This is a genomic window from Paraburkholderia sp. CNPSo 3272 (assembly GCF_024206495.1).
Taxonomy (GTDB): Bacteria; Pseudomonadota; Gammaproteobacteria; order Burkholderiales; family Burkholderiaceae; genus Paraburkholderia.
In genome coordinates this window covers 33508-53908 of the sequence record NZ_JAMBPQ010000008.1, presented here as the reverse complement: position 1 = coordinate 53908, position 20401 = coordinate 33508, and the positions used below count along the sequence as shown (strand labels likewise).

Here is a 20401-nt window from a genome sequence, read left to right as displayed (position 1 = left end):
GAAGTCAAAGTATCGGTGCTTGCGGGTTACAGAGTGTCTCCAAAAAGCATCTAGCTGTTTTGCTGGCCTGTATTTTTGTGACAGATGCCTGGGCACAGTCGGTTGCTGGTGGGAGCGCGACCGGATTCGGTTCAGTTGCTGTTGGGAATACGTCCTCCGCTGGCGCGCAGGCCACGGTCGCCGTTGGCTCCAACGCCACTGCTGGGGGCACCGCTGGCAACGGTATTGCCATTGGCTCGAACGCGAAAGCCGTCGCATCGGGAGCAGGGGGCTCGCCGATTGCAATTGGCGCGAACGCCAACGCGAGCGGGACCTCGGGTACTGCACTTCCGGGCGGCGGTTCGACCTTCGAGGCGACTGCGGTGGGCAACGGGGCGACCGCCACGGGGCAGGGCAGTACAGGGTTAGGTGTTGCAACGGCTGCCACGGGCACGTGGGCCACGGCGGTGGGCACCGTCGCCAACGCATCAGGGGCGCAGGCCACGGCCGTCGGCACATTGGCGCAGGCCACCGGCGTCAATTCGGTGGCATTCGGTGTGGGCGGCGCCACTGTCGCCACTGCGGTGCAGGCCTCGGGTGCAAACTCGATCGCGATCGGGGGGGACGCCACCGCAGGCGCCGTCGCTTCGGGCTTTAATGCGATTGCCGTCGGCGCGGAATCCAAGGCGGTGGGAGGAGGCACGATCGCCTTTGGCGCCGGCGCGAAGAGTAGTCTCGTCAATGATGTGGCCATGGGTACTCAAGCAACCGCGTCCGGCGGATCCGCTACGGCCATAGGTGCGGTGGCCACCGCCAGCGGGCAGTGGGCAACTGCCTTTGGCGTCGGCGCCACGGCGGGCGCTGCCAACGCCGTCGCCCTGGGTCCAAAGGCGACGGCCTCCCTGGGCAGCGCAGTCGCCGTTGGCGTTAACGCGAACGCGCTTGCCGCCTCGACAGTCGCCATCGGCGACACCAATACCGTTGCCGCCGCGGCCGGCGCGGGTTCGTTCGCCGGTGGACAGAATTCGCAGGTGCTTGGCGGTACCGGGGCGGTGGCGATCGGTCAGGCGCAGACCGCCAGCGGTAACGGGGCGGTCGCGATCGGCGACCCCAATACCGCGGCGGGCAACGGTGCGGTGGCAGTGGGCGCGAACAACGCGGCCACGGGCAACGGTGCGGTGGCGCAGGGCAATAGCAACATTGCTAGCGGTCAGGGCGCAGTGGCGCTGGGTAACACCTCCCAGGCGAACAGCGCTGGCGCGATCGCGCTGGGCGATACCGCGGTCGTGCAGGCCGGGGCATCAAGGGGACTGGCGCTCGGTTCGGGCGCTACGGCAAGCAATGCCAATAGCGTGGCCCTGGGTGCCAGCAGCACGACTGCGGCGCCGCATGCGGGCACGACGTCCCTTTACGGCGGGACGGCGGCGGGCATCGCCAGTGCAGCCAATGGCGTCGTCTCCGTGGGTGCCGCAGGACAGGAGCGGCAACTGCAGAATGTGGCCGCGGGTGTGATCTCGGCGACCAGCACGGATGCGATCAACGGCTCGCAACTGAATTCGGTCGTCACCGGAGTGAACACCCTTGGTGCCTCGGTGGCGGCGACGCTGGGGGGCGGCGCCACCTACAGTTCAGCCACAGGCAACGTGAGCGGTTTCAGTCAACCGATCAGCAGTGTCAGCGGCACCGGTGCGGTGGGCGCCACCACGGCGCAGACCACGGTGTCCGGTGCACTATCTGCACTCAACACGAACGTCGACAACGCTGCCAATATCGCAGTGAAATACGACGCTGCAGGCAGTAACACGATTACGCTCGGGGCGACCGGCGGCGCAGGCGCACCGGCGGGCGGTGTCACCATCACCAACCTTGCCGCGGGTGTCAATCCAACCGACGCTGTGAATGTGAGTCAATTGACCAGTTCGAGCTCAGCGGCCGCAAACAGGTGGATCACAGGCAACCCGACGGCATACACGGCACCGACGGCTACCGGTAGTAACAGTACAGCCGTCGGTTCGGGCGCCGTTGCCAACGGTGCCGGCGATGTCGCGCTCGGTAACGGCACCGTCAGCCATGGCGCAGACGCGACCACTACCTACACGACGGCCAATGCGGTCGTGAACGGCCAGACTTTCACAGTGGACCAGGCGCCGACCCATGGTGCGGTGGCGGTCGGTCAGCGCCAGATTACCCAACTGGCCGACGGCGAGGTGAGCGCCACTAGCACCGATGCGGTGAACGGCAGCCAGTTGTACAACGTGGGCCATACGCTGAGCGGCCAGGTGACCAGTCTGGGCAGCAGCGTGGCCTCCAGCCTGGGAGGTGGCAGCACCTACAACGCTACGACGGGTGCGTTGACCACCAGCCTGAGCTACGGCGGCAATACCTATACCTCTGTGCAGAACCTGGTCAACGCCTTGACCGGCGGCGGTACGACGCCGGGCATCAAGTACTTCCACGCTAACTCGAGCGCGCCGGACAGCCGGGCGCTGGGCACCGACAGTGTCGCGATCGGACCGGGTGCGACGGCAAGCAACGCGAACGATGTTGCGCTGGGCGCAGGAAGTACAACCGCAGCACCGCATGCGGGTACCACTGCGCTTTACGGCGGCACAGCGGCCGGCATCGCGAGCGCAGCCATTGGCGTGGTGTCGGTCGGCTCTGCCGGGCAGGAACGGCAACTGCAGAATGTCGCGGCAGGCGTGATTTCGGCTACGAGCACCGATGCCGTCAACGGCTCGCAGCTGAATACTGTCGTCACCGGCGTCAATAACCTGGGCACGTCTACAGCGAGCACACTGGGCGGGGGCGCCAGCTATAGCTCAGCTACCGGCAATCTCACCGGCTTTAGCCAACCGGTCAACAGCGTCAGCAGTACCGGGGCCGTGACCGGACCCACGGCGCAGACGACGGTTGCCGGTGCTTTGAACGCGCTGAATACAAATATCGATAACACGGCGAATATCGCGGTCAAGTACGACGCGGCGGGTGGCACGAAGATCACCCTCGGTGCGACAGGCGGCGTGGGAGCCGGATCTCCGGTGACGATCACCAACATGGCGCCCGCTGCATTGACCGCGACGAGCACGGATGCCGTGAATGGGTCGCAGTTGTTCGCCACGAACCAGAGTGTGACGTCTATCGTCAACGGCCAGACTGGTCCGTTTGTATCGAACAACAGCGTGTCTGCGGTGCAACCGGTATCGAGCGGAGCCAATGCGAGCGCCGGTGGTTTCGGCGCGAGCGCGACGGGTGCATCCTCCACGGTGCTGGGCAACCAGTCTACTGACAACGGCAATGCCAATGCGACGGTATTGGGCCAGGGTGCAAGCATTGTCGCGGGCACGACCGGCAGCAATGTTGCGCTGGGCCAGGGCAGCACCGTGACAACGGGCGCTGTGCCGACCACGGGGGCGACCATTGGTGGCACGGCCTATACATTCGCCGGCGCTGCGCCGGCCGGTGTCGTGAGCGTGGGCGCGTCAGGCGCCGAACGGCAGATCGCGAATGTGGCGGCAGGGCAGCTGAGCGCCACGAGCACGAACGCGGTGAACGGTTCGCAGCTGTTTGCCACCGACCAGCAGGTCACGGCCAATAGCACAGCGATTTCCAACATCAACGATGGCGGCGGGATCAAATATTTTCACACCAATTCGGTGCTGGCGGACAGCGTTTCCACCGGTAGCAACGCGATTGCAGTGGGGCCGGTTGCCAATGCTTTCGGTAACGATTCGATCGCTCAGGGTCTGAATGCAGTGGCCGGCGTGAACGGCGCACCTACGACGGCCAACGATATTGCCGTGGGCAACGGGGCTCAAGCCACGGGTGGCGATTCGATCGCCCAGGGTACCGGCGCAACCGCGAATACGGCCGGCGCCGTAGCGATCGGTCAGACGGCAACCGCGACTGGCGGCAAGGCGGTGTCCATCGGCGTGGGCAATACGGCCAGCGGTAACGGCGCGGTTGCCATCGGCGATCCGAACTCGGCGATCGGCACCGGTGCGATAACCATGGGCGCGAACAATACGTCCAACGGCCAGGGCGCGGTGGCGCTCGGCAATGCCACTGCAGCGAGCGGCGAGGGCGCCGTCGCGCTGGGCAATGGATCGGCGGCGAACAATGCCGGTTCGGTCGCGTTCGGTGACGCCGCAACGGTGTCTGCCGCGGCGACACAAGGCGTTGCGATCGGCTCCGGCGCCACGGTCACCAATGCCGGCGCGGTGGCACTGGGTGCGGGAAGCACGACAGCTGCCGCGGTGGGGACGCCAGGCGCGACGATCAATGGGACTGCGTACACGTTTGCCGGCACCGCGCCGGCGAGCACGGTCAGCGTCGGCAAAGTGGGCGCCGAACGCACCGTGACGAATGTTGCAGCGGGCCAGTTGAATTCGGTCAGTACCGACGCGGTGAACGGATCGCAGTTGTACGCGACCGATCAGGCGGTCGACGCGCTGTCCACGACGGTAACCGCTAACAAGACGCACTACTACAGCGTCAACGACGGCGGCACGCAAGGCGGCAACTATGCCGACGACGGCGCCACCGGCGCCAACGCCCTGGCTGCAGGTGTCGGCGCGCTCGCTTCCGGGGTAAGCAGCGCGGCACTGGGCAACGGCGCCCAGGCGCTGGCGAACAATGCAACCGCATTCGGGCCGCAAGCGATGGCTTCGGTCGTCGGCGGCGTGGCGATCGGATCGGGATCGGTTTCGGATCGCACGGTTCTGCCCGGGGTCGGCTCTATCGCCAACGGCTCCCATGCTATTCCGTTCAACACCTCCGACGAGACCTTGCTGGGTGCGGTATCTGTCGGCAGTAGCACCGCCTACCGTCAGCTGACCAATGTCGCCGACGGCACGCAGGCGCAAGACGCAGTCACCGTCAGGCAACTCGCGGGCGCATTGTCATCGTTCTCGGTAACGGGCACGAACTATTTTCACGCGAATTCGACGGCGGCCGATTCGCTGGCGGTGGGCGCGCAGTCGATCGCTGTCGGACCGACGACCGTCGTCAACGCAGACAACGGTGTCGGTGTCGGCAACGGGGCAGTGGTCGATGCGACGGCGCCCGGCGGCGTCGCGATCGGCCAGCAAACGCATTCGGCCGCGGCCGACGCCATGGCGCTCGGCAGCGGCGCGCTCGCGAGCGGTGCGCAGTCGATCGCGCAAGGTGCCAACGCGAATGCCGCTAACCAGGGCGGCGTGGCTGTGGGCTCCGGCGCGCAGAGTAGCGCCATGGACGCCGTAGCCCTTGGCGCAGGGGCGAGCTCGACGTTCGCCAATAGCGTGGCGCTGGGCAGCGCCTCCACCACCGCCGCGGCGGTGGTGACGACAGGCGTCACGATCAACGGCACAGCCTACACGTACGCGGGGACTGCCCCGACGAGCACGGTGAGCGTGGGCAGCCCGGGTAACGAGCGCACGGTGACCAACGTGGCGGCAGGCCGGGTCAGTGCGACGAGTACGGACGCGGTGAACGGCTCGCAGCTGTATGCAACCGATCAGGCCGTCAGCAGTCTGTCCACGACGGTAACCGCCAACAAGACGCACTACTACAGCGTCAACGACGGTGGCTCCCAGAGTGCCAACTACGCCGACGATGGCGCCTCCGGCACCAACGCGCTTGCGGCGGGCGTGGCCGCCACCGCGGCCGGCGCCAACAGCACGGCCCTGGGTCAGGGCGCGGTGGCCAATAACGCGAATGCCGTTGCGCTGGGCAGCGGTTCGACCACGGCTGCAGCAGCGGTAACGACTGGCGTTACGATCAACGGTACGGCCTATACGTACGCGGGGACTGCCCCGACGAGCACGGTGAGCGTGGGCAGTGCAGGTAACGAGCGCACGGTGACCAACGTTGCGGCAGGCCGGGTGAGCGCGACGAGTACGGACGCGGTGAACGGTTCGCAGCTGTACGCGACGGATCAGGCGGTCGACAACCTCGCCGGTGTAGTCGCGGCCAGCAAGACGCACTACTACAGCGTCAACGACGGCGGTACGCAAGGCGGCAACTACAACAACGACGGCGCCAGCGGCGTCAATGCGTTGGCAGCAGGCGCAGGGGCGACGGCCGCCGGGGTGAGCAGCTTCGCCGGCGGCAACGGCGCTGCCGCGCAGGCGGACAACGCGCTTGCATTGGGCGCGCTGTCGAGCGCATCGGTGGCGGGCGGCGTCGCGATCGGCTCGGGGTCCGTGTCCAATCGCGCGGTCCTGTCCGGTATCGGTTCAATTGCGAATGGCACCCATGCGATTCCCTTCAACACGTCTGATCAAACCTTGCTCGGCGCGGTGTCTTTCGGCAGCGCGGCCGGCAATACCTATCGCCAGTTGACCAACGTCGCGGACGGCACGCAGGCCCAGGACGCGGTCACGATCAGGCAGCTTGCGGGCGCGCTATCGTCGTTCGCCGTTTCGGGACAGATGTACTTTCACGCGAATTCGACAGCGGCGGACTCGCTGGCGGTCGGTACGCAGTCGATTGCTGTCGGGCCCACGACCGTCGTGAACGGCGACAACGGCGTGGGTGTGGGCAATGGCGCAATCGTCGACTCGACGGCGCCGGGTGGCGTTGCGATCGGGCAGGCCGCGAACTCCGCGCAGGCGGATGCGATTGCAGTGGGCAGCGGTTCGGTTGCGAGTGGCGTGCAGTCGATCGCCCAGGGCGCGAATGCCGCCGCGGCCAACGCCGGGTCCATTGCAATCGGTTCAGGCGCGCACAGCAGTGCAATCGACGCGCTCGCCCTGGGCGCCGGTGCGAGCGCGCCGTTCGCAAACAGCGTCGCGCTCGGAGCGGGATCGGTAACGACGGTCGGCGCGTTGAGCAATTACATTGCGTACGGATTGAGTAGTCCGCAGTCGTCGGCGGGTGAAGTCAACGTCGGCAACCGGCAGGTCACCGGCCTCGCCGCCGGCAAGGCCGGGACTGACGCGGTGAACGTAATGCAGCTCGATGCAGTGGCAAGCCGGTTGACGACGCTCATCAACCAGCAGACCACCACCAACAATAACGGTGGCAGCTTCTCGTCGTCGCCCGGCACACCGACACCGCCGGCGCCGTCGGGGGTGAACTCGTCGGCGGGTGGACAGGGCGCCGTGGCGTCTGGCACTAACAGTTCGGCGGTGGGCAACGGCTCGACTGCGTCGGGCACCAGTTCGACTGCGGTTGGAGCCGGCGCGACGTCGACGGGCGCGGGATCGACGGCGCTCGGCGCCGATAGCAACGACGGGGGCCGCGCGAATGTCGTGGCAGTCGGTTCCGCTGCGTCGAACCGGCAGGTCATCAATGTCGCAGCCGGTACGGCGGCTACCGACGCGGTCAACGTCCAGCAGTTGAACGCTGCGCTTTCTCAGGCGAACGCGTACACCGATACCCGCATGAATGAACTGCAGAGCGGCATCAACGCGACCGCGCGCAATGCCTATTCGGGCGTCGCGGCGGCGACCGCGCTGACCATGATTCCGGAAGTAGACAAGGACAAGACGCTGTCGCTCGGCATCGGCACGGCGGGCTTCCGGGGCTATCAGGCGGTGGCGATCGGCGGTACGGCGCGCCTGACGGAGAACCTGAAGATGAAAGCCGGCGTGGGCATGAGTCCGGGAGGCACGACCGTCGGTGTTGGCGCAGCCATGCAATGGTAAGTCGCGAGGGCGGGGCCGCAGCTGCCGCGAGTCTCGCAATGTTTGCCCCACAGTCTATGGAGTTCCTGGATGAATCGACTCTTTTTTGCAGGCCTTTTCAGTACTACGGTGCTTGTCATGAGCGGATGCACGGCAGCGAGTGGTCCAACTTTCAACGCCTATTCGGTCGATGCAAGCGACGGCGTCAGAACATACCGGGCCGAGTGTCACGGACTGTTCGAAAGCGCGTCGACCTGCGCGGACGTTGCGCAACGCATCTGCGGCGACAAGGCGGTGCAGCCGATCGACAGAATCGACCGGGCTCGCGCCGCCGACGACAAGCGGAGCGACCCGCGCGTTCTGCTCTTCACATGCAGCCAGGAGGCCAGCAGTAATACGTCGACCGAAACGGGTGCGGTCGAGCAGGAGGCGACCATGCTCGAGAATTTCGCGGTGGGAAGTGATGCGCTGTTCCCGTTCGGCAAGTCGGCAGCTGACACCATGTCGCCATCTGCGAAAGCCGAACTCGATGCGATCGCCCAACGCATCCCACAGCATGAGCAGGTGAACACAATCACGGTTGTGGGCCATGCCGACAGGCTTGGTCCCGAATCGCTCAACGGCGCGTTGTCGCTCGCGCGGGCCAACACCGTGCGCGACTATCTCGTTGCACACGGACTGGACGGCAGCATCATTCACGCGAAGGGCGTGGGCTCGAGCCAGCCGAGAACGCACTGCGTGGATGACGACGCGCGCGCGCTGATTGCGTGTCTGCAACAGGATCGGTATGTGTCGATCACCGTTCAAGGGCGTAGGTGATGCAGCCGCCACTGCATATCAGTCGCGTCTCTATGGCGTTTTTTGATATTCCGCGATGAACCAAAAAAAAGCGCTCGCACAGGCGAGCGCAATTTCTTTGGAGACCGAAGGGTGATCGCAGCCGTCTCGGCCGTCGGTATCGCTGCAGCGCTGGTCTGGACTCGGAGCAAGCTGCCTCAACTGATCAAGCTCTGGCAGATGGCTGGTCGCTGCCGCGCATCGCGCGCTGAAGGAGGCCCGCCATGGATGGTGCGGGCTGTTCTTTTGCAAATGATTTAACATAATATTAATTATCAATCTTTTAGGGTCGAATGGAAATTACCATATAGCGGTGTCCTGGATGCTGGAGGCGGTCAGATCGCCTGCAATGTTCGTTGCCGCCTAATTCGGCCCGGCCTCACGGTAACCCCTATCCATGCAGGCTGTGTCGGGCAGCCAGGAGGCGACGATGGAGCATCTGGTCAGGGTACACACCGAGAACGACCGGCAAACGCTGGAATGGCTGCGCCGGCATATCGGTGACGCAGCCATCGCCGCCGCCATCCATCGCTGCGAAGGCTCGGGCAAACCGTATCTTTCTGCCGTCTGCAGGCAGCTGGGTGTCAGGGTTCCAGGATTTCCCCTGCCGCGGCGGGAAAGCCCGAGCGGGTCAAGCTCGATGCGGTACGGTGGAATTGGCGGCGGCTCGCGTCGAATTGAGAAGTAGATCACAGCCGCCAGTGAGTAGACGTCGGTCCACGGCCCGTTCGTCCCGGACAGTTCGTCGGTGTATTGCTCGGCCGCCGCATAGCCCTCTCTGACGCGCGCGCACATCCCTTTTGGCGTCGGCGATCGCACGGCGCGCATATCCGAAGCCCAGTAACAGCGGACGGTCGCTGTCGTTCAGCAACATCACCGTGTCGGGTGAGATGTCACCGTGATAGACCCAGCGCTATGTAGTACAGCGAGCGCGTCGATAAGCGGTGTCATCAGCGCTCGCAACCAGCCTTCGTCGGGCGCGGACGGCATCCGGCCCAACGCGTCCCTCAGGGTGACCCCCGTGTAATACGGCATCACCCTATATGCGGCGCTGTTCTCTTCCCACGCACGGTCGACCCGGACGCGCGACGAATGTTCGAATTGTGAGAGCTGTTTGGCTTCGGCGATAAAGCCTTTGAGGCCCGCGCGAAAGGCGTCCCGATCTGGCACCGACCTGGCTTCGACCCCGGTTTCGCCGACACCGGACGTTGATAGACCAGCGCGAGTCTGCTTAGCGGCGCCGTCACTCAGTGGCGACCTGAATTCGACTCACCGGTACGCTACTCACTATGTCCGCGCGGCATTCTTCGTGATGAGGTGCGCGAGGTTGCCAGCCGCCGCCGCCGCGTAGCGCTTGATGCACTCCCGCGCGTCAATAACCTCCGCCGCATCGCGGTGGTGCCCGATTCCACCGAACGGATTGAGCCGGGTTTCCTTTGCCCAGTTCGCTAGCGCCGGATAGGCCGTCCTGGCCCGCTCGTTCGCAAGCGTCGCGAGGAAAGCGCAGAGGTAGTCCCTGTCCGCATCCCAGTAAGCGATGGGCGGGCAGAGTCGGTTCTTCTCCTCGTCGCTTTCCACCAGGGCCTCGATAGCGCCCAGCATGGCGAACTGGTAGCACGCGAATGCCCAAAGGAATGGCTGCACGGTAACGTGCCTGGCCTCGAATATCGGACGCACGGGACGGCGCATGAGTCCCCTTGACGCGCAATGTATATGCACCGTCGCGTCGTTCGTAGGCACACGGCCCTCATCGAGGACAATTTCGTCGCGCTCGATCCGGACCACATGGCCGAGACGAACGACATCCTCGATCTGACGCAGCAAGTTCAACTCGGCCTCGCTGATTACCGCTCCACGGAACATGGTGGGCGCGACGCCAGGATCGACGCGGAGGAAGAAGCCTTTCGCTTCCAGCCGGGCGAAGAGATCTTCGACGGAAGTGGCCTCTGCCATTGCCTCAAGCTGGATCGCCGTGCCGCGATACGACTCGGGGAGCAGCGCCAGCGGCTGCTGAAACCGGCGGTTCAACCACCGGGCCTCCCGTGGCTTGATCCAGCGGATGGACGGCGCGGGCACGTCCTGTTCGAGCAGCCATACGCAGGTGTCGAGGGCGGTCTTGCCCGCGCCGATGACGACAAAACGCTCGGGCCGCTCCGGGATGCGCGTGACATCGCCAGCGGGCACGCAGCGAACGCCGTCGGCCACTTCGAAGGGAGGCGCACTCGTTGCGGGCACTGTTCCTTCAAGATACGTGGTGTCTACGACCTTGCGTCTCACGCTTACCTTCCAGGACGCCTGTGTGTACCGGGACACGAAACGGCCGTCCCCAAGATACTCGCTGCAAGGGAAGTAGCGGACGCGGCCGCTCGGTAGAAAGCGCCGGCGCATGACGTGAGCAAAATAAGCACGGACTTCGTCAGCTCCCGCTAGTTCATAGTAGCCGGCATTTGTTCCGGTCAGATCGCGCACGTCCTGCCCAAGCGGCATGGAGCTCACGCCATAGAATGCTGACGGCTGGTGCAGACGCACGAACGGATAGGCGTCGATCCAGTGTCCGCCGGGTGCGTGGCGGCGATCGACAATAGTTAGTGTTGCATTCGAAAGTGCAAGCAAGGCGTCGGCAAATGCCATTCCGGCGGCTCCCGCACCGACCACGAGATAGTCTGTTTCGAGCGTTTCGTCTGACATTTTTTGCACCCTCTTCGCCGCATGGCCATGTCCCGCTGATGCGCACAGATGCCGGTCTGCGTAGCAGCTCTTGCGACGAGACACACGAGGGCATGTCACAAGACTTCCTGGGACGTCATGAACGCGCACTGGTTCCTATCTTAGGTTTTTTCCCACAAAACCGCTGACGTGCCACGGCAACCTATACTTAGAGAACTATCTAAGCGGAGATCAGGAGGAGTCTGGCATGTGTTAACTACTCCGTGCGATATCGCGCGCCGACGTCGCAAGGCCATTGCTGCTTTGGTATGAGGGGATTATCGTGGGTCGTAAATATATTGATTGCCGGGAATTTCCAAGCGAGATGAACTGTTCGGTCGCGCTTTCTGCGGATTCCGAAAGCGAATTACTGGAGGCAGCAGTGCAGCACGCGGTCACGGTCCACAAGCATGCCGACTCGGCGGAGTTGCGTTCACAACTCAAAGGCCTCTTTCACGACGGCACACCACCGGCAGAGTCACCTCCTCACGCGTAACGCTTTCGCGAGCGAGGATATCGGGCACCTTCAATTTTGATCGCGGCCGCGCCGGCTTCAATTTCCATGAAATCGCTCGGGGAGTGCGTTATCGACAGCGCGACCTTATTTACCGTGGCCGCGCGTGCGCAGGTACTCACGAGAATCCTCCTTCGACAAGCGGAATTGACGGCCAGCCTGAGGTGTCGCAGACCCTGCAACGCCAGCTACGCCGCGGACCGCGTCTCGAACACTTCCTTCACGACTGGCATTGCCGAAAAGGCGCAGGGCCAGCCAGCGTAGAACGCCAGATGCGTGACGACTTCAGCGGCCTGTTCCTGCGTCGGGCCATGGTCCATCGCACGGTTAAAGTGGTGAGGAACCTGCGCGACCTGACCCGCCGCGATCAATGCGCTGACGGTCGCGAGGCTGCGGTCTCGCGGCACCAGGTCCGGTCGCAGCCACAGGTCACGAAAGAGCAGGTCTGTGGTGTACTGGACCATGCCCGGGAACGCCGCGCCAAAGAGGCCGGAAACGTGTTCGGCGCGTAGCGTCTCGGCTGACTCATCGAGCGGCAGGAGCGCTGCTGAGGCCGCGGGCAGCCGGTCGGCGCCGATTCCTCGTTGCGCAAAGACATCCTTGACAATGACGATTGCCGAAAAAGCATTCGACCATCCGGCGTAAAACGCCAGATGGGTAATCAATTCCGAAATTTCGCCCGGCGTCACGCCGTTGTCGAGGGCGCGGTTGGCATAGTGCTGAATGCCGATGGTCTGATTTTGCGCAATCAGCGCTGACAGCGTAACGATGCCGCGATCCCTGCCGGATAGCTGCGGGCGGCGCCAAAGATCACCGACGATCGACGCCCGCGTGTACTTCACCAGCGCAGGCGAAACGGCGCCGATATCGTCGTCTGTGACGGCGGACGGGGAGTGATTAAAGTCGGACATGAACACGTCTCCAGAGCAATTCAGGATGATTTAAAGGACCGCGAACTGTTTACGCGCGATGGCCGAACTGCAGCGCGATTGCGGCGACACGCTCCCCCAGGCGTTCATCATCCCGGGACCTACGAGATGGTTCTGCAGTACCCGCACCGGGCGCTGGTGGCGCCCCGGGTTCGCGCGACCGTCGAGTATCTGCTCGAAGCCTTTGAGCAGGACAGTTCGCTACATGTACCGCTAGCCGAACTCCGCACGTTCGCGGCCTGAGAACTTCCGAACTGAAAGAACTGCCGCGGGACACGCCTGAGCTTTGAAAACGTGTTCGGGCGACAACAGGGGGCTTCCGCCGCCCTCGCCTGTTACGCGCGTTCCGATCTGTCGCGACGCCTCGCAGGCTTTACGAGTTTAAGTTTACCCGGAAAATTGACACTGAATGCGGCGCTTGTGATAAGTTTTCTTATCACAATATCCTCTTTTATATAGAAACTTTGACATATGGAAATCCGCCTGCTGCGCCGATATAGGCTACTGTCTCCGATCGATCATCATGCTAGAAAATCTACGCAACGCTAACCAATAGAACGAGTAACTGGCACGGAATGACTGAATCGTGCGGCAGGCGCGTCAGGCATGCGATACCCGCCACGCCCTCACTCAACAGATCGACGGCAAAACGTCGGTTAGCACACTCAGAACCTGTGCCGCAGTCCCACATGCACGAGCATCTGGCTAGCCGTACTCGACTGCCCCGCACTGCCGAGTATCAACGCCCCGCTCATTCCGCCCATGTCATCAGCCACGCCGCTCACGTGCTGCCACACACCCTGAACATACACGTCCGTACGCTTCGATAGCAGGTAGTCGCCCATCACCCCAACCTCGTTCCAGTTCGGGCGGACGGTACCGTTGCTCGCGGCGTAGTCGCCATGTGTAAAGGTGTACATGGCCATAACGGAGAACTGCGGAGTGAACTGGTATGTCCCGTTGATTTCGTAGTTACTGAACCTCAAACTGGTGCCGTTCAGTGTTGCGCGGACGAGGTTGTTCCTTACCGGCTGGCCAATATCCGTGTACGTATAAACGAAGGCGACTGCCGCAGGGCCGAAAGCGTACTTGACTCCCGCGCCAGCTATCTTCTGGGAATCCGCGACGAACGGCGCGGTATCGGGCGTGACGGCGCCGTTCGGGCTGGTGCCAAGTCCGTTGACGTTCGAATATGCGCCGGCGATAACCAGCGGACCGTGCGTGTACTGAACCCCCATGCTGTATTCACGGTCTTGCGCGAAACCCGTTGCGTTGCTGAACGCGTATGTCGCCCCGACACTTAAACCCAGATAGTTCGCACTGGTGTACTTGATCGCGTTGTTGATGCGAAACGAGCCGTCCGTATTGTCGTTGTCGAACGGATGCGAGAAGGCGTAGCCACCCCATGACGAGTTCGCCGTCATTGGCGCTACATAGTCATTGATCATGTCGAGTTGGCGACCCAGCGTCAGCGTCCCTAGCGTGCCTGAAGCCAATCCGAAATACGCTTGACGACCGAACTCCCGTCCGCCCTGCGAGAGCGTGCCGTTATTGATGTTAAAGCCGTTCTCCAGCCGGAATATAGTCGTGAGGCCACCTCCCAGGTCTTCGACTCCCTTTAGACCCCAGCGACTTCCCTGTGCGCTTCCGCTGACCATTTGCCAGCCAGCGTGGCCACCCGCATTGCTCGTGTAGCTCGGGCCGTCGTCGACGACCCCATAGAGCGTAACGCTAGACTGTGCGCGCGCGATGCCAGTCAATGCAAGCATTGCGGTTGTGATTGCAGTTGCAGCGAATTGGATATTGTCTCTCATGACGTCGTCTGCCGATAAGGTTGATAAACGAGACGGCTTGCGATGCGTTGCCAACTTTGATTTTCTATCTCGTAGTACTAACGAATATGTAGGAGCGCTCGATGTGAACGCTGACAGCTCTAACAAGGGTTTTGACTATTCCGTGCCGAAACGCGTCAGGATTTCCTATCCGTTCCGGGACAGCTCTGCGCGCACCTTAAGCTTCTTTTCAGCGAACGCACGGTCCGTCTCATGGATGGCGCTCACCGTTTGACCGAAGCAATCGGCCGCGGACAGCAGATCTAGTCGGTTTACCTCGTCAAGTTGTCTGCGAATGCGTTCGTCGATCACGGTACTGCCATGCATTGCCCCCAGCACCGCTCCGATCATCACGCCAATCGAATCGGTGTCGCGTCCTGAATTGATGCCGTCCTCGATTGCCTGATGGAAGTCGCCGCAGTTCGTCAGGATGAAGCCGAGCGCCAGCGGTAATTCCTCGATCGAAAGACGCCGCGAGGGCCGGTAGGCGTCCGACGCAATGCCGGCCTTTCTCGCGGAATGCTCAACATCGTCACCAATCGGCGAGAAGCGTCCAATGATTCGGTGAAATTCCGTTACCACCGCCTCGTAGTCTTTGCCACGCAGTCGTACAGCGGCATCTGCGATCGCATCGATCGCTGCGCGTGTACCGTCCTTTGCGACGTCGAGCGCTGCCTCGACAACCGCTTCGATTGCGACGCCAGGCACGAACGCCGTGGCTATCGCACTAGCGAGCACACCGGCTGCTTCCAGGCCATAGCTCTCCTGATGTCCGCTGCAAAATGCGATCGCTTCGTCATAGGCGCCCTTGGGATCGCCCGCATTGATCGCACCGATCGGCGCGATGTACATCGCCGCACCGCAGTTGACCATGTTCCCGATTCCTCCTTGACGCGGATCGCAGGAAGCGAGTTGATGCCGCAGATAGATCCATTTTTCCGGATAGAACAGCCGCTCGATCAGCACCGTCTCGCGCTGCAGTTCGGGTATCCATCGCGGAACCCAGGCGATCTGGCGCACCATCGCATCAGCCATATCCCACGCGTCGAGGTGCCGACCGACCTCGTTGTACACACTCATCAGCGAAAGCACCATGAAGGTGTCGTCGGTGACAATGCCGCCTCCTCGTATGCGTCCCTTGCGGCCGGCTTCGTCATCTTTCGCACGATGCCACTCGGTATTGATCGAAGTAACTCGGCCGAAGCGCTCACGGATTTGCAATGCCGTCAGTTTCTCGACCGTGGCACCGAGCGCGTCGCCGTACGCGACCCCGTACACGAGTCCACAGATACGGTCCTGCAGTGACTGGTGGGCTATTCTCATACGTTTTCCTTATCCTTGTTTTCGTCGCTGCCCTGTCGGGCCCATTGGGTTTTGGACGCGCCCGTTGCTCTCGACTTACGTTTTCCCACCATATGGCCGTGAAAACCGTAGTACATGATGTACAGGTAGCACGTCACGGTTAGCACCATGTACACCAACTGAAAGTCATACACTCGCTTCAAATGTGCGAAGAGCTGGGGCATCACGGCTCCGCCCACAATTCCCATAATTAGCAATGCCGATCCGGTTTCGGTAAACCGACCCAGGCCTTTGATCGCGAGCGGAAATATTGCCGGCCACATCATCGCGTGCGCGAAGCCCAATGCGGCGATGAACGCAATCGACGTATAGCCGTCGGAGACATATGCGCAAGCACTGAGCAGCACGCCAATCAGTGCGGAAACGACCAGATAGCGCTGCTGCGATATGAAGCGCGGCACGAGAACGAGCCCAACCAGGTAGCCAACCAGCATCGCGGACATCGTGTAAGAGGTGAAGTGTTTGGTCGCATCGAGCGGCAAATTCAGGCTCTGTCCGTAGAGGCCAATCGCGTCACCGGCTAGCACTTCTGCGCCTATGTATGTAAATATGCAAAGCACTCCCAACCAAAGGTGAGGAAATGAAAAGATGCTGCGCGCGGAATGACCATTGCGCTCAGCGACATTGACTTCCGATGGCTTGATATCGGGGAGGGACGAAAATGCAATGAAAACCGCGAGTACCGCGAGGATGGCCGCGAGTGAGAGATACGGTCCGTGCAGTCTGGCCGCAAATGCGTTGAGCAGAGCGTCGGCATGTGCTGCTGTCGGCGCCGTTTTGACCCGGTTGACGAATTCTCCCACGCTACCCATAACCAATACGCCGAACACGTAGGGCGCAAGGATACCTGCGGTCTTGTTGCAGATTCCCATCGTCGCCACACGCCGCGCCGCACTGTCGATCGGTCCCAGAATGCTGACGTACGGGTTGTAGGCGGTCTGCATCAGGGATAAGCCCGTTCCGATCACCAGCAGGCTTGCAAGTACGCCGGGGTAGCTGTGCGCGCCAACGAACCAGCTGAACGACAGCGCACCGATCGACATGACGCCCAGGCCCGCCGCCATCCCTCTTTTCATCCCGATTCGCTTCAGCGCAGCCGCATACGGCAATGCGAACACGAAATATGGGACATAGAAGACAACGGTGATCAGGAGCGCCTGAACGTCATCGAGCCTGAAGGCTAATTTGACGAAGACTGTCAAAGGCCCATTTAGCCAGCTAAAGGCTCCGGTCACGAAATACAGCATGCCGATGGTCATCATGGGCCGGAGGTATGTTCTCTCTGGCGGCTGCACGACTGGTCGAGCGGTCAACATGGTTCCTGTCTCCTCCAATAAGTTTTGGCTTTGTCATTGCTATGGGAACGTTCCCATCTTGCGGAAAAAATATATCGGTAAGGCGGTGGTTCAGCGGCTCTCCCCCGAAGCCGCGGAGTCCCGCATTGATGCTCGAGATAGATCGGCAATCGATCCACGTTCAATTAACGTGCATGGCAGATAAATCCGCGTGCCGTTGGGTGTGTCGACACCGCGTTTGAGTAGTTGCGCAACGGCCTCGGCGCCGATCTGACGAGCGGGCTTTTCGACGGTTGTGAGGCCTGGCCAGGCGAATACACCCGCTTGAATGCCGTCGAAGCCAAGAATTGAAACATCTCGTGGACAGTGCAAACCCGCCTCTCGAACCGCGCCCATCGCGCCGAGAGCCATGAGGTCGTTGGCGGCAAACACTGATAAATGGCCGCCCTCATGTCTCTCCAGCAGACGTCGCATCGCGAGTGCACCGCCTTCTGTCGTGTAGTCGGCGTCTTCTACCGGCAGCGTAACGGGATCGATGTCATGCTTGACGCAGTGTTCGTGTACCGCGCGCAAGAAACGCGCACGGGCAAGGCGCGTGCGTTGTCCCAGAATGAGGGCAGGCCGAAAATGGCCCCTGGTGCGCAGGTAATCCAAGCCGAGACTCACACCTTGTGCAATGTCCGAGCCGACGGAAGCACTGTCGGGAAACCGCTCGGCACTCGATCCAATCATGATGCATGGCAATCCAAACCGCTCGAAATCGCCGAGTTCGTCTGCGACTGGATTGATGATCGCGCCATCAACACGCGCCTGCATCATGGTGCTCAAATGCATCTTTTCTTTTTCCGCGCTCCAGTTGGACGAAAAAATCAGAATGGAAACGCCCGCATCCGCAGCCCGGTCCTGCGCACCTCGCGCAACCTCGCCCCAAAATGGGTTCGCGATGTCCGGCAAGACCAGTCCCAGCATGCCGCTTCGACCCGAACGCATGCTGACCGCCAACTCATTGCGCGTATAGCCCAGCGCTTTCGCAGCAAGCAGTACCTGCTCTTTCGCCGAATCGGAAATGTTAGGCGCGTCCGACAGTACCCGTGCCGCCGTACTCTTGGAAACGCCTGCACGCTTCGCTACGTCGATGACGGTCGGCCTGCGTCCGTTGAGGGCCTCCATGGCTGGTCTCCTGCTCACCTTTTTCTGTTGATTTGGGAACGATACCACAGATATTTTGATGATCAAGCTGCAATAGGGAAAACCTGTATCCATCTGTTGATCTCGCGCGCCGCGATGCTTGATGCGTTGTGAAATCACTGCATCGGCGTGACACCGTCGTCGACGCAGGCGCCGCAAGCCGAGGCAATCCATCGGAACGCGGGCTCGACCGCCGTTGAGCGCGCGGGCAGCTTCGATTTCATGAGCCACAGAGGCGGCATTGCGATCCCCGGCACCTGTGGTAATCGACGCACGCGCCGTTGCGCCAGCGCTTCACTCGCGAACAGCTGCGAGACCATGGCAATGCCGGCCTCCCGCTCCGCAGCCGCCACGAGCAGATGCGGATCGGCACTCGTCATTACGCGCCGGGTTTGCAGACCGCTGCGCCGCAGTTCGGGCAACCAGGGTGCCCATTCCTGCGACTGTTCGTGCACGAGCAGCGGTGCGCGCGCCAGCACCTCGGGAAACGGCGCGTGATAGAGCCGGCTCGCAGTCCCGGGTCCGCATATTGCCACTTTTTCTTGTTCCATCAGCAGCAGGCATTCGACATCCGGCGACTTGATCGGCTTGGCCGATACCACGAGATCGATGTCGACCCGGTCGATCTCGGTTACCTCCATATCGGTCACCAGCCAGATCTCGACGTTCGGCATCGCGGCGGTCAGTTCGCCCATGCGCGGAATCAGCCAGCCCGAAGCAAACTCCGGCGGGCAATAGAGCAGCACCGAATCGGGGTTGCCATAAGGCTCGATCCTCTCGCGGCCGTCGCTCAGCAGCGCGAGCGCGTCGGCCACTGTCTGCGCAAACAGCTTGCCGGCCGCGGTCAACACGACGCCCCGGCCCACACGCAAAAAGAGGGATTGCCCGGTCCATTCCTCGAGTTGAAGGATCTGATGGCTAATCGCCGACTGGGTCAGCGACAGCTCCTGAGCCGCACGTGTGAACGAGCCCAGTCGGGCCGCCGAATCGAAGGCCAGCAATGCCTGGAGAGGTGGGAGTCTGCGCATCGAGGTATGAACGAAATCGATAGTTCCAGAAAAATCCTTCGCTTTTATATCAATTGTGTCCAGCGAATCATAGCCTCACGCATTCGGCCTGAACCAGATGACAAGTCGTATGAATCCAGTTACTGGCACCTTACATACCGAGATCATGACCTCCGCCTTTCAAAAAGATCCCTTCGCCACTGACTCCGCGCAAGCAGGCAATAGTTCGCCGCAGCAGCAAGACCCCGCTTCGCCGACCTACGCCGGAACGCTGTCATTCTTGCGCCGCCCATACAGCCGTGATCTCACCGGCGTCGACGTTGCCATTTCCGGCGTGCCGCTCGACCTTGCAACGACCTACCGTCCCGGCGCGCGCCTTGGCCCCGCCGCCGTGCGGGCGGCCTCGGTGCAACTGGCGGAGTTGGGCATTTATCCATGGGGCCTCGCGCCGATCGACGCACTGAACGTGATCGACTATGGCGACTGCTGGTTCGATGCGCACCGCCCGTGGACGATCCGCGAAGCCATTGCGGCCCACGCCCGCACTGTCCTCGCCTCAGGGGCCAAGATGCTGACGCTGGGCGGCGACCACTACATCACGTACCCTCTGCTGATCGCACACGTCGAGCGTTACGGCCGCCCCCTCGGGCTGATTCATTTCGACGCGCATTGCGACACATAGCCCGACGAGCACGCGGATTCCCTCAATCACGGCACGATGTTCTACAAGGCTATCCGCGAAGGCCTGATCGATCCGGCGCGATCGGTTCAAGTCGGCATCCGGACCTGGAACAGCGACTTCATGGGTGTGCGCGTACTCGATGCCCCCTGGGTGCATCGTTACGGCACTGCAGCTGCGGTCGACCAGATTTTCGCGGTGGTAGGCGCTGACCCCGTGTATCTGACCTTCGATATCGACTGTCTCGATCCTGCCTTCGCCCCTGGCACCGGCACGCCGGTCGCGGGTGGACTCTCCTCGGCGCAGGCACTGGAGATCGTGCGCGAGCTGGACGGGATCCAGCTTGTCGGCGCCGACGTCGTGGAAGTGGCGCCGTCCTACGATCAGAGCGATATCACCGCGCTCGCGGCCGCGCATCTCGCGGCAGACATTCTGTTCCTTATGCGCAAGCAACACCGCCCCTGAG

General features: G+C 62.3%; 11 protein-coding genes and 2 pseudogenes. 6 read left to right on the top strand and 7 right to left on the bottom strand.

Annotated elements, in window-relative coordinates:
- The first annotated feature begins 77 nt into the window (after positions 1–77).
- From M3I53_RS12635 to M3I53_RS12625, 3 genes are all read left to right on the top strand, one after another.
- Positions 78–7607, top strand: a complete 7530-nt coding sequence (locus tag M3I53_RS12635; RefSeq protein WP_375542518.1) for a beta strand repeat-containing protein — start codon at positions 78–80, stop codon at positions 7605–7607.
- A gap of 273 nt (positions 7608–7880) precedes the next feature.
- Positions 7881–8405, top strand: coding sequence for an OmpA family protein (locus M3I53_RS38450; RefSeq protein ID WP_254316256.1), 525 nt, complete (start codon positions 7881–7883; stop codon positions 8403–8405).
- A gap of 448 nt (positions 8406–8853) precedes the next feature.
- The gene (locus M3I53_RS12625) at positions 8854–9111 is read left to right on the top strand and encodes a hypothetical protein (protein ID WP_254316255.1); all 258 of its coding nucleotides are present in this window, start codon (positions 8854–8856) and stop codon (positions 9109–9111) included.
- Between the two features lie 599 nt (positions 9112–9710).
- On the opposite strand, the gene M3I53_RS12620 is transcribed toward M3I53_RS12625, so the two are convergent.
- On the bottom strand, positions 9711–11111 hold the full coding sequence (locus M3I53_RS12620; RefSeq protein WP_254316254.1) for an NAD(P)-binding protein: 1401 nt from the start codon (positions 11109–11111) through the stop codon (positions 9711–9713).
- A gap of 301 nt (positions 11112–11412) precedes the next feature.
- Between M3I53_RS12620 and M3I53_RS12615 the strand changes: the two genes are divergently transcribed.
- Positions 11413–11625, top strand: a complete 213-nt coding sequence (locus M3I53_RS12615; protein ID WP_254316253.1) for a DUF1059 domain-containing protein — start codon at positions 11413–11415, stop codon at positions 11623–11625.
- Between the two features lie 206 nt (positions 11626–11831).
- Here M3I53_RS12615 and M3I53_RS12610 read toward each other — a convergent pair whose 3' ends face one another.
- Positions 11832–12554 carry a carboxymuconolactone decarboxylase family protein gene (locus M3I53_RS12610; protein WP_254316252.1) on the bottom strand — a complete coding sequence of 241 codons (723 nt, stop codon included), beginning with the start codon at positions 12552–12554 and terminating at the stop codon, positions 11832–11834.
- Between the two features lie 105 nt (positions 12555–12659).
- Between M3I53_RS12610 and M3I53_RS12605 the strand changes: the two are divergent.
- Positions 12660–12815, top strand: a pseudogene (locus M3I53_RS12605) (LysR family transcriptional regulator); the annotation flags it as partial.
- Positions 12816–13237: 422 nt separating this feature from the next.
- Here M3I53_RS12605 and M3I53_RS12600 read toward each other — a convergent pair.
- From M3I53_RS12600 to M3I53_RS12580, 5 genes are all read right to left on the bottom strand, one after another.
- Positions 13238–14386, bottom strand: a complete 1149-nt coding sequence (locus M3I53_RS12600) for a porin (protein ID WP_375542513.1) — start codon at positions 14384–14386, stop codon at positions 13238–13240.
- Positions 14387–14551: 165 nt separating this feature from the next.
- Positions 14552–15727 carry an ADP-ribosylglycohydrolase family protein gene (locus tag M3I53_RS12595; RefSeq protein WP_254316251.1) on the bottom strand — a complete coding sequence of 392 codons (1176 nt, stop codon included), beginning with the start codon at positions 15725–15727 and terminating at the stop codon, positions 14552–14554.
- On the bottom strand, positions 15724–17028 hold the full coding sequence (locus M3I53_RS12590; RefSeq protein WP_254316250.1) for a sugar MFS transporter: 1305 nt from the start codon (positions 17026–17028) through the stop codon (positions 15724–15726). Before M3I53_RS12590 ends, M3I53_RS12595 begins: the two co-directional genes overlap by 4 nt.
- Positions 17029–17172: 144 nt before the next feature.
- Positions 17173–18231 (bottom strand): LacI family DNA-binding transcriptional regulator, encoded by a 1059-nt coding sequence (locus M3I53_RS12585; protein ID WP_254316249.1) that lies wholly within the window; start codon positions 18229–18231, stop codon positions 17173–17175.
- 134 nt (positions 18232–18365) lie between these two features.
- Positions 18366–19250 (bottom strand): LysR family transcriptional regulator, encoded by an 885-nt coding sequence (locus M3I53_RS12580; protein WP_254316248.1) that lies wholly within the window; start codon positions 19248–19250, stop codon positions 18366–18368.
- 277 nt (positions 19251–19527) lie between these two features.
- Here M3I53_RS12580 and speB point away from each other — a divergent pair.
- Positions 19528–20400 (top strand): annotated as a pseudogene (speB, locus tag M3I53_RS12575) (agmatinase).
- The last annotated feature ends 1 nt before the right edge of the window (position 20401 follow it).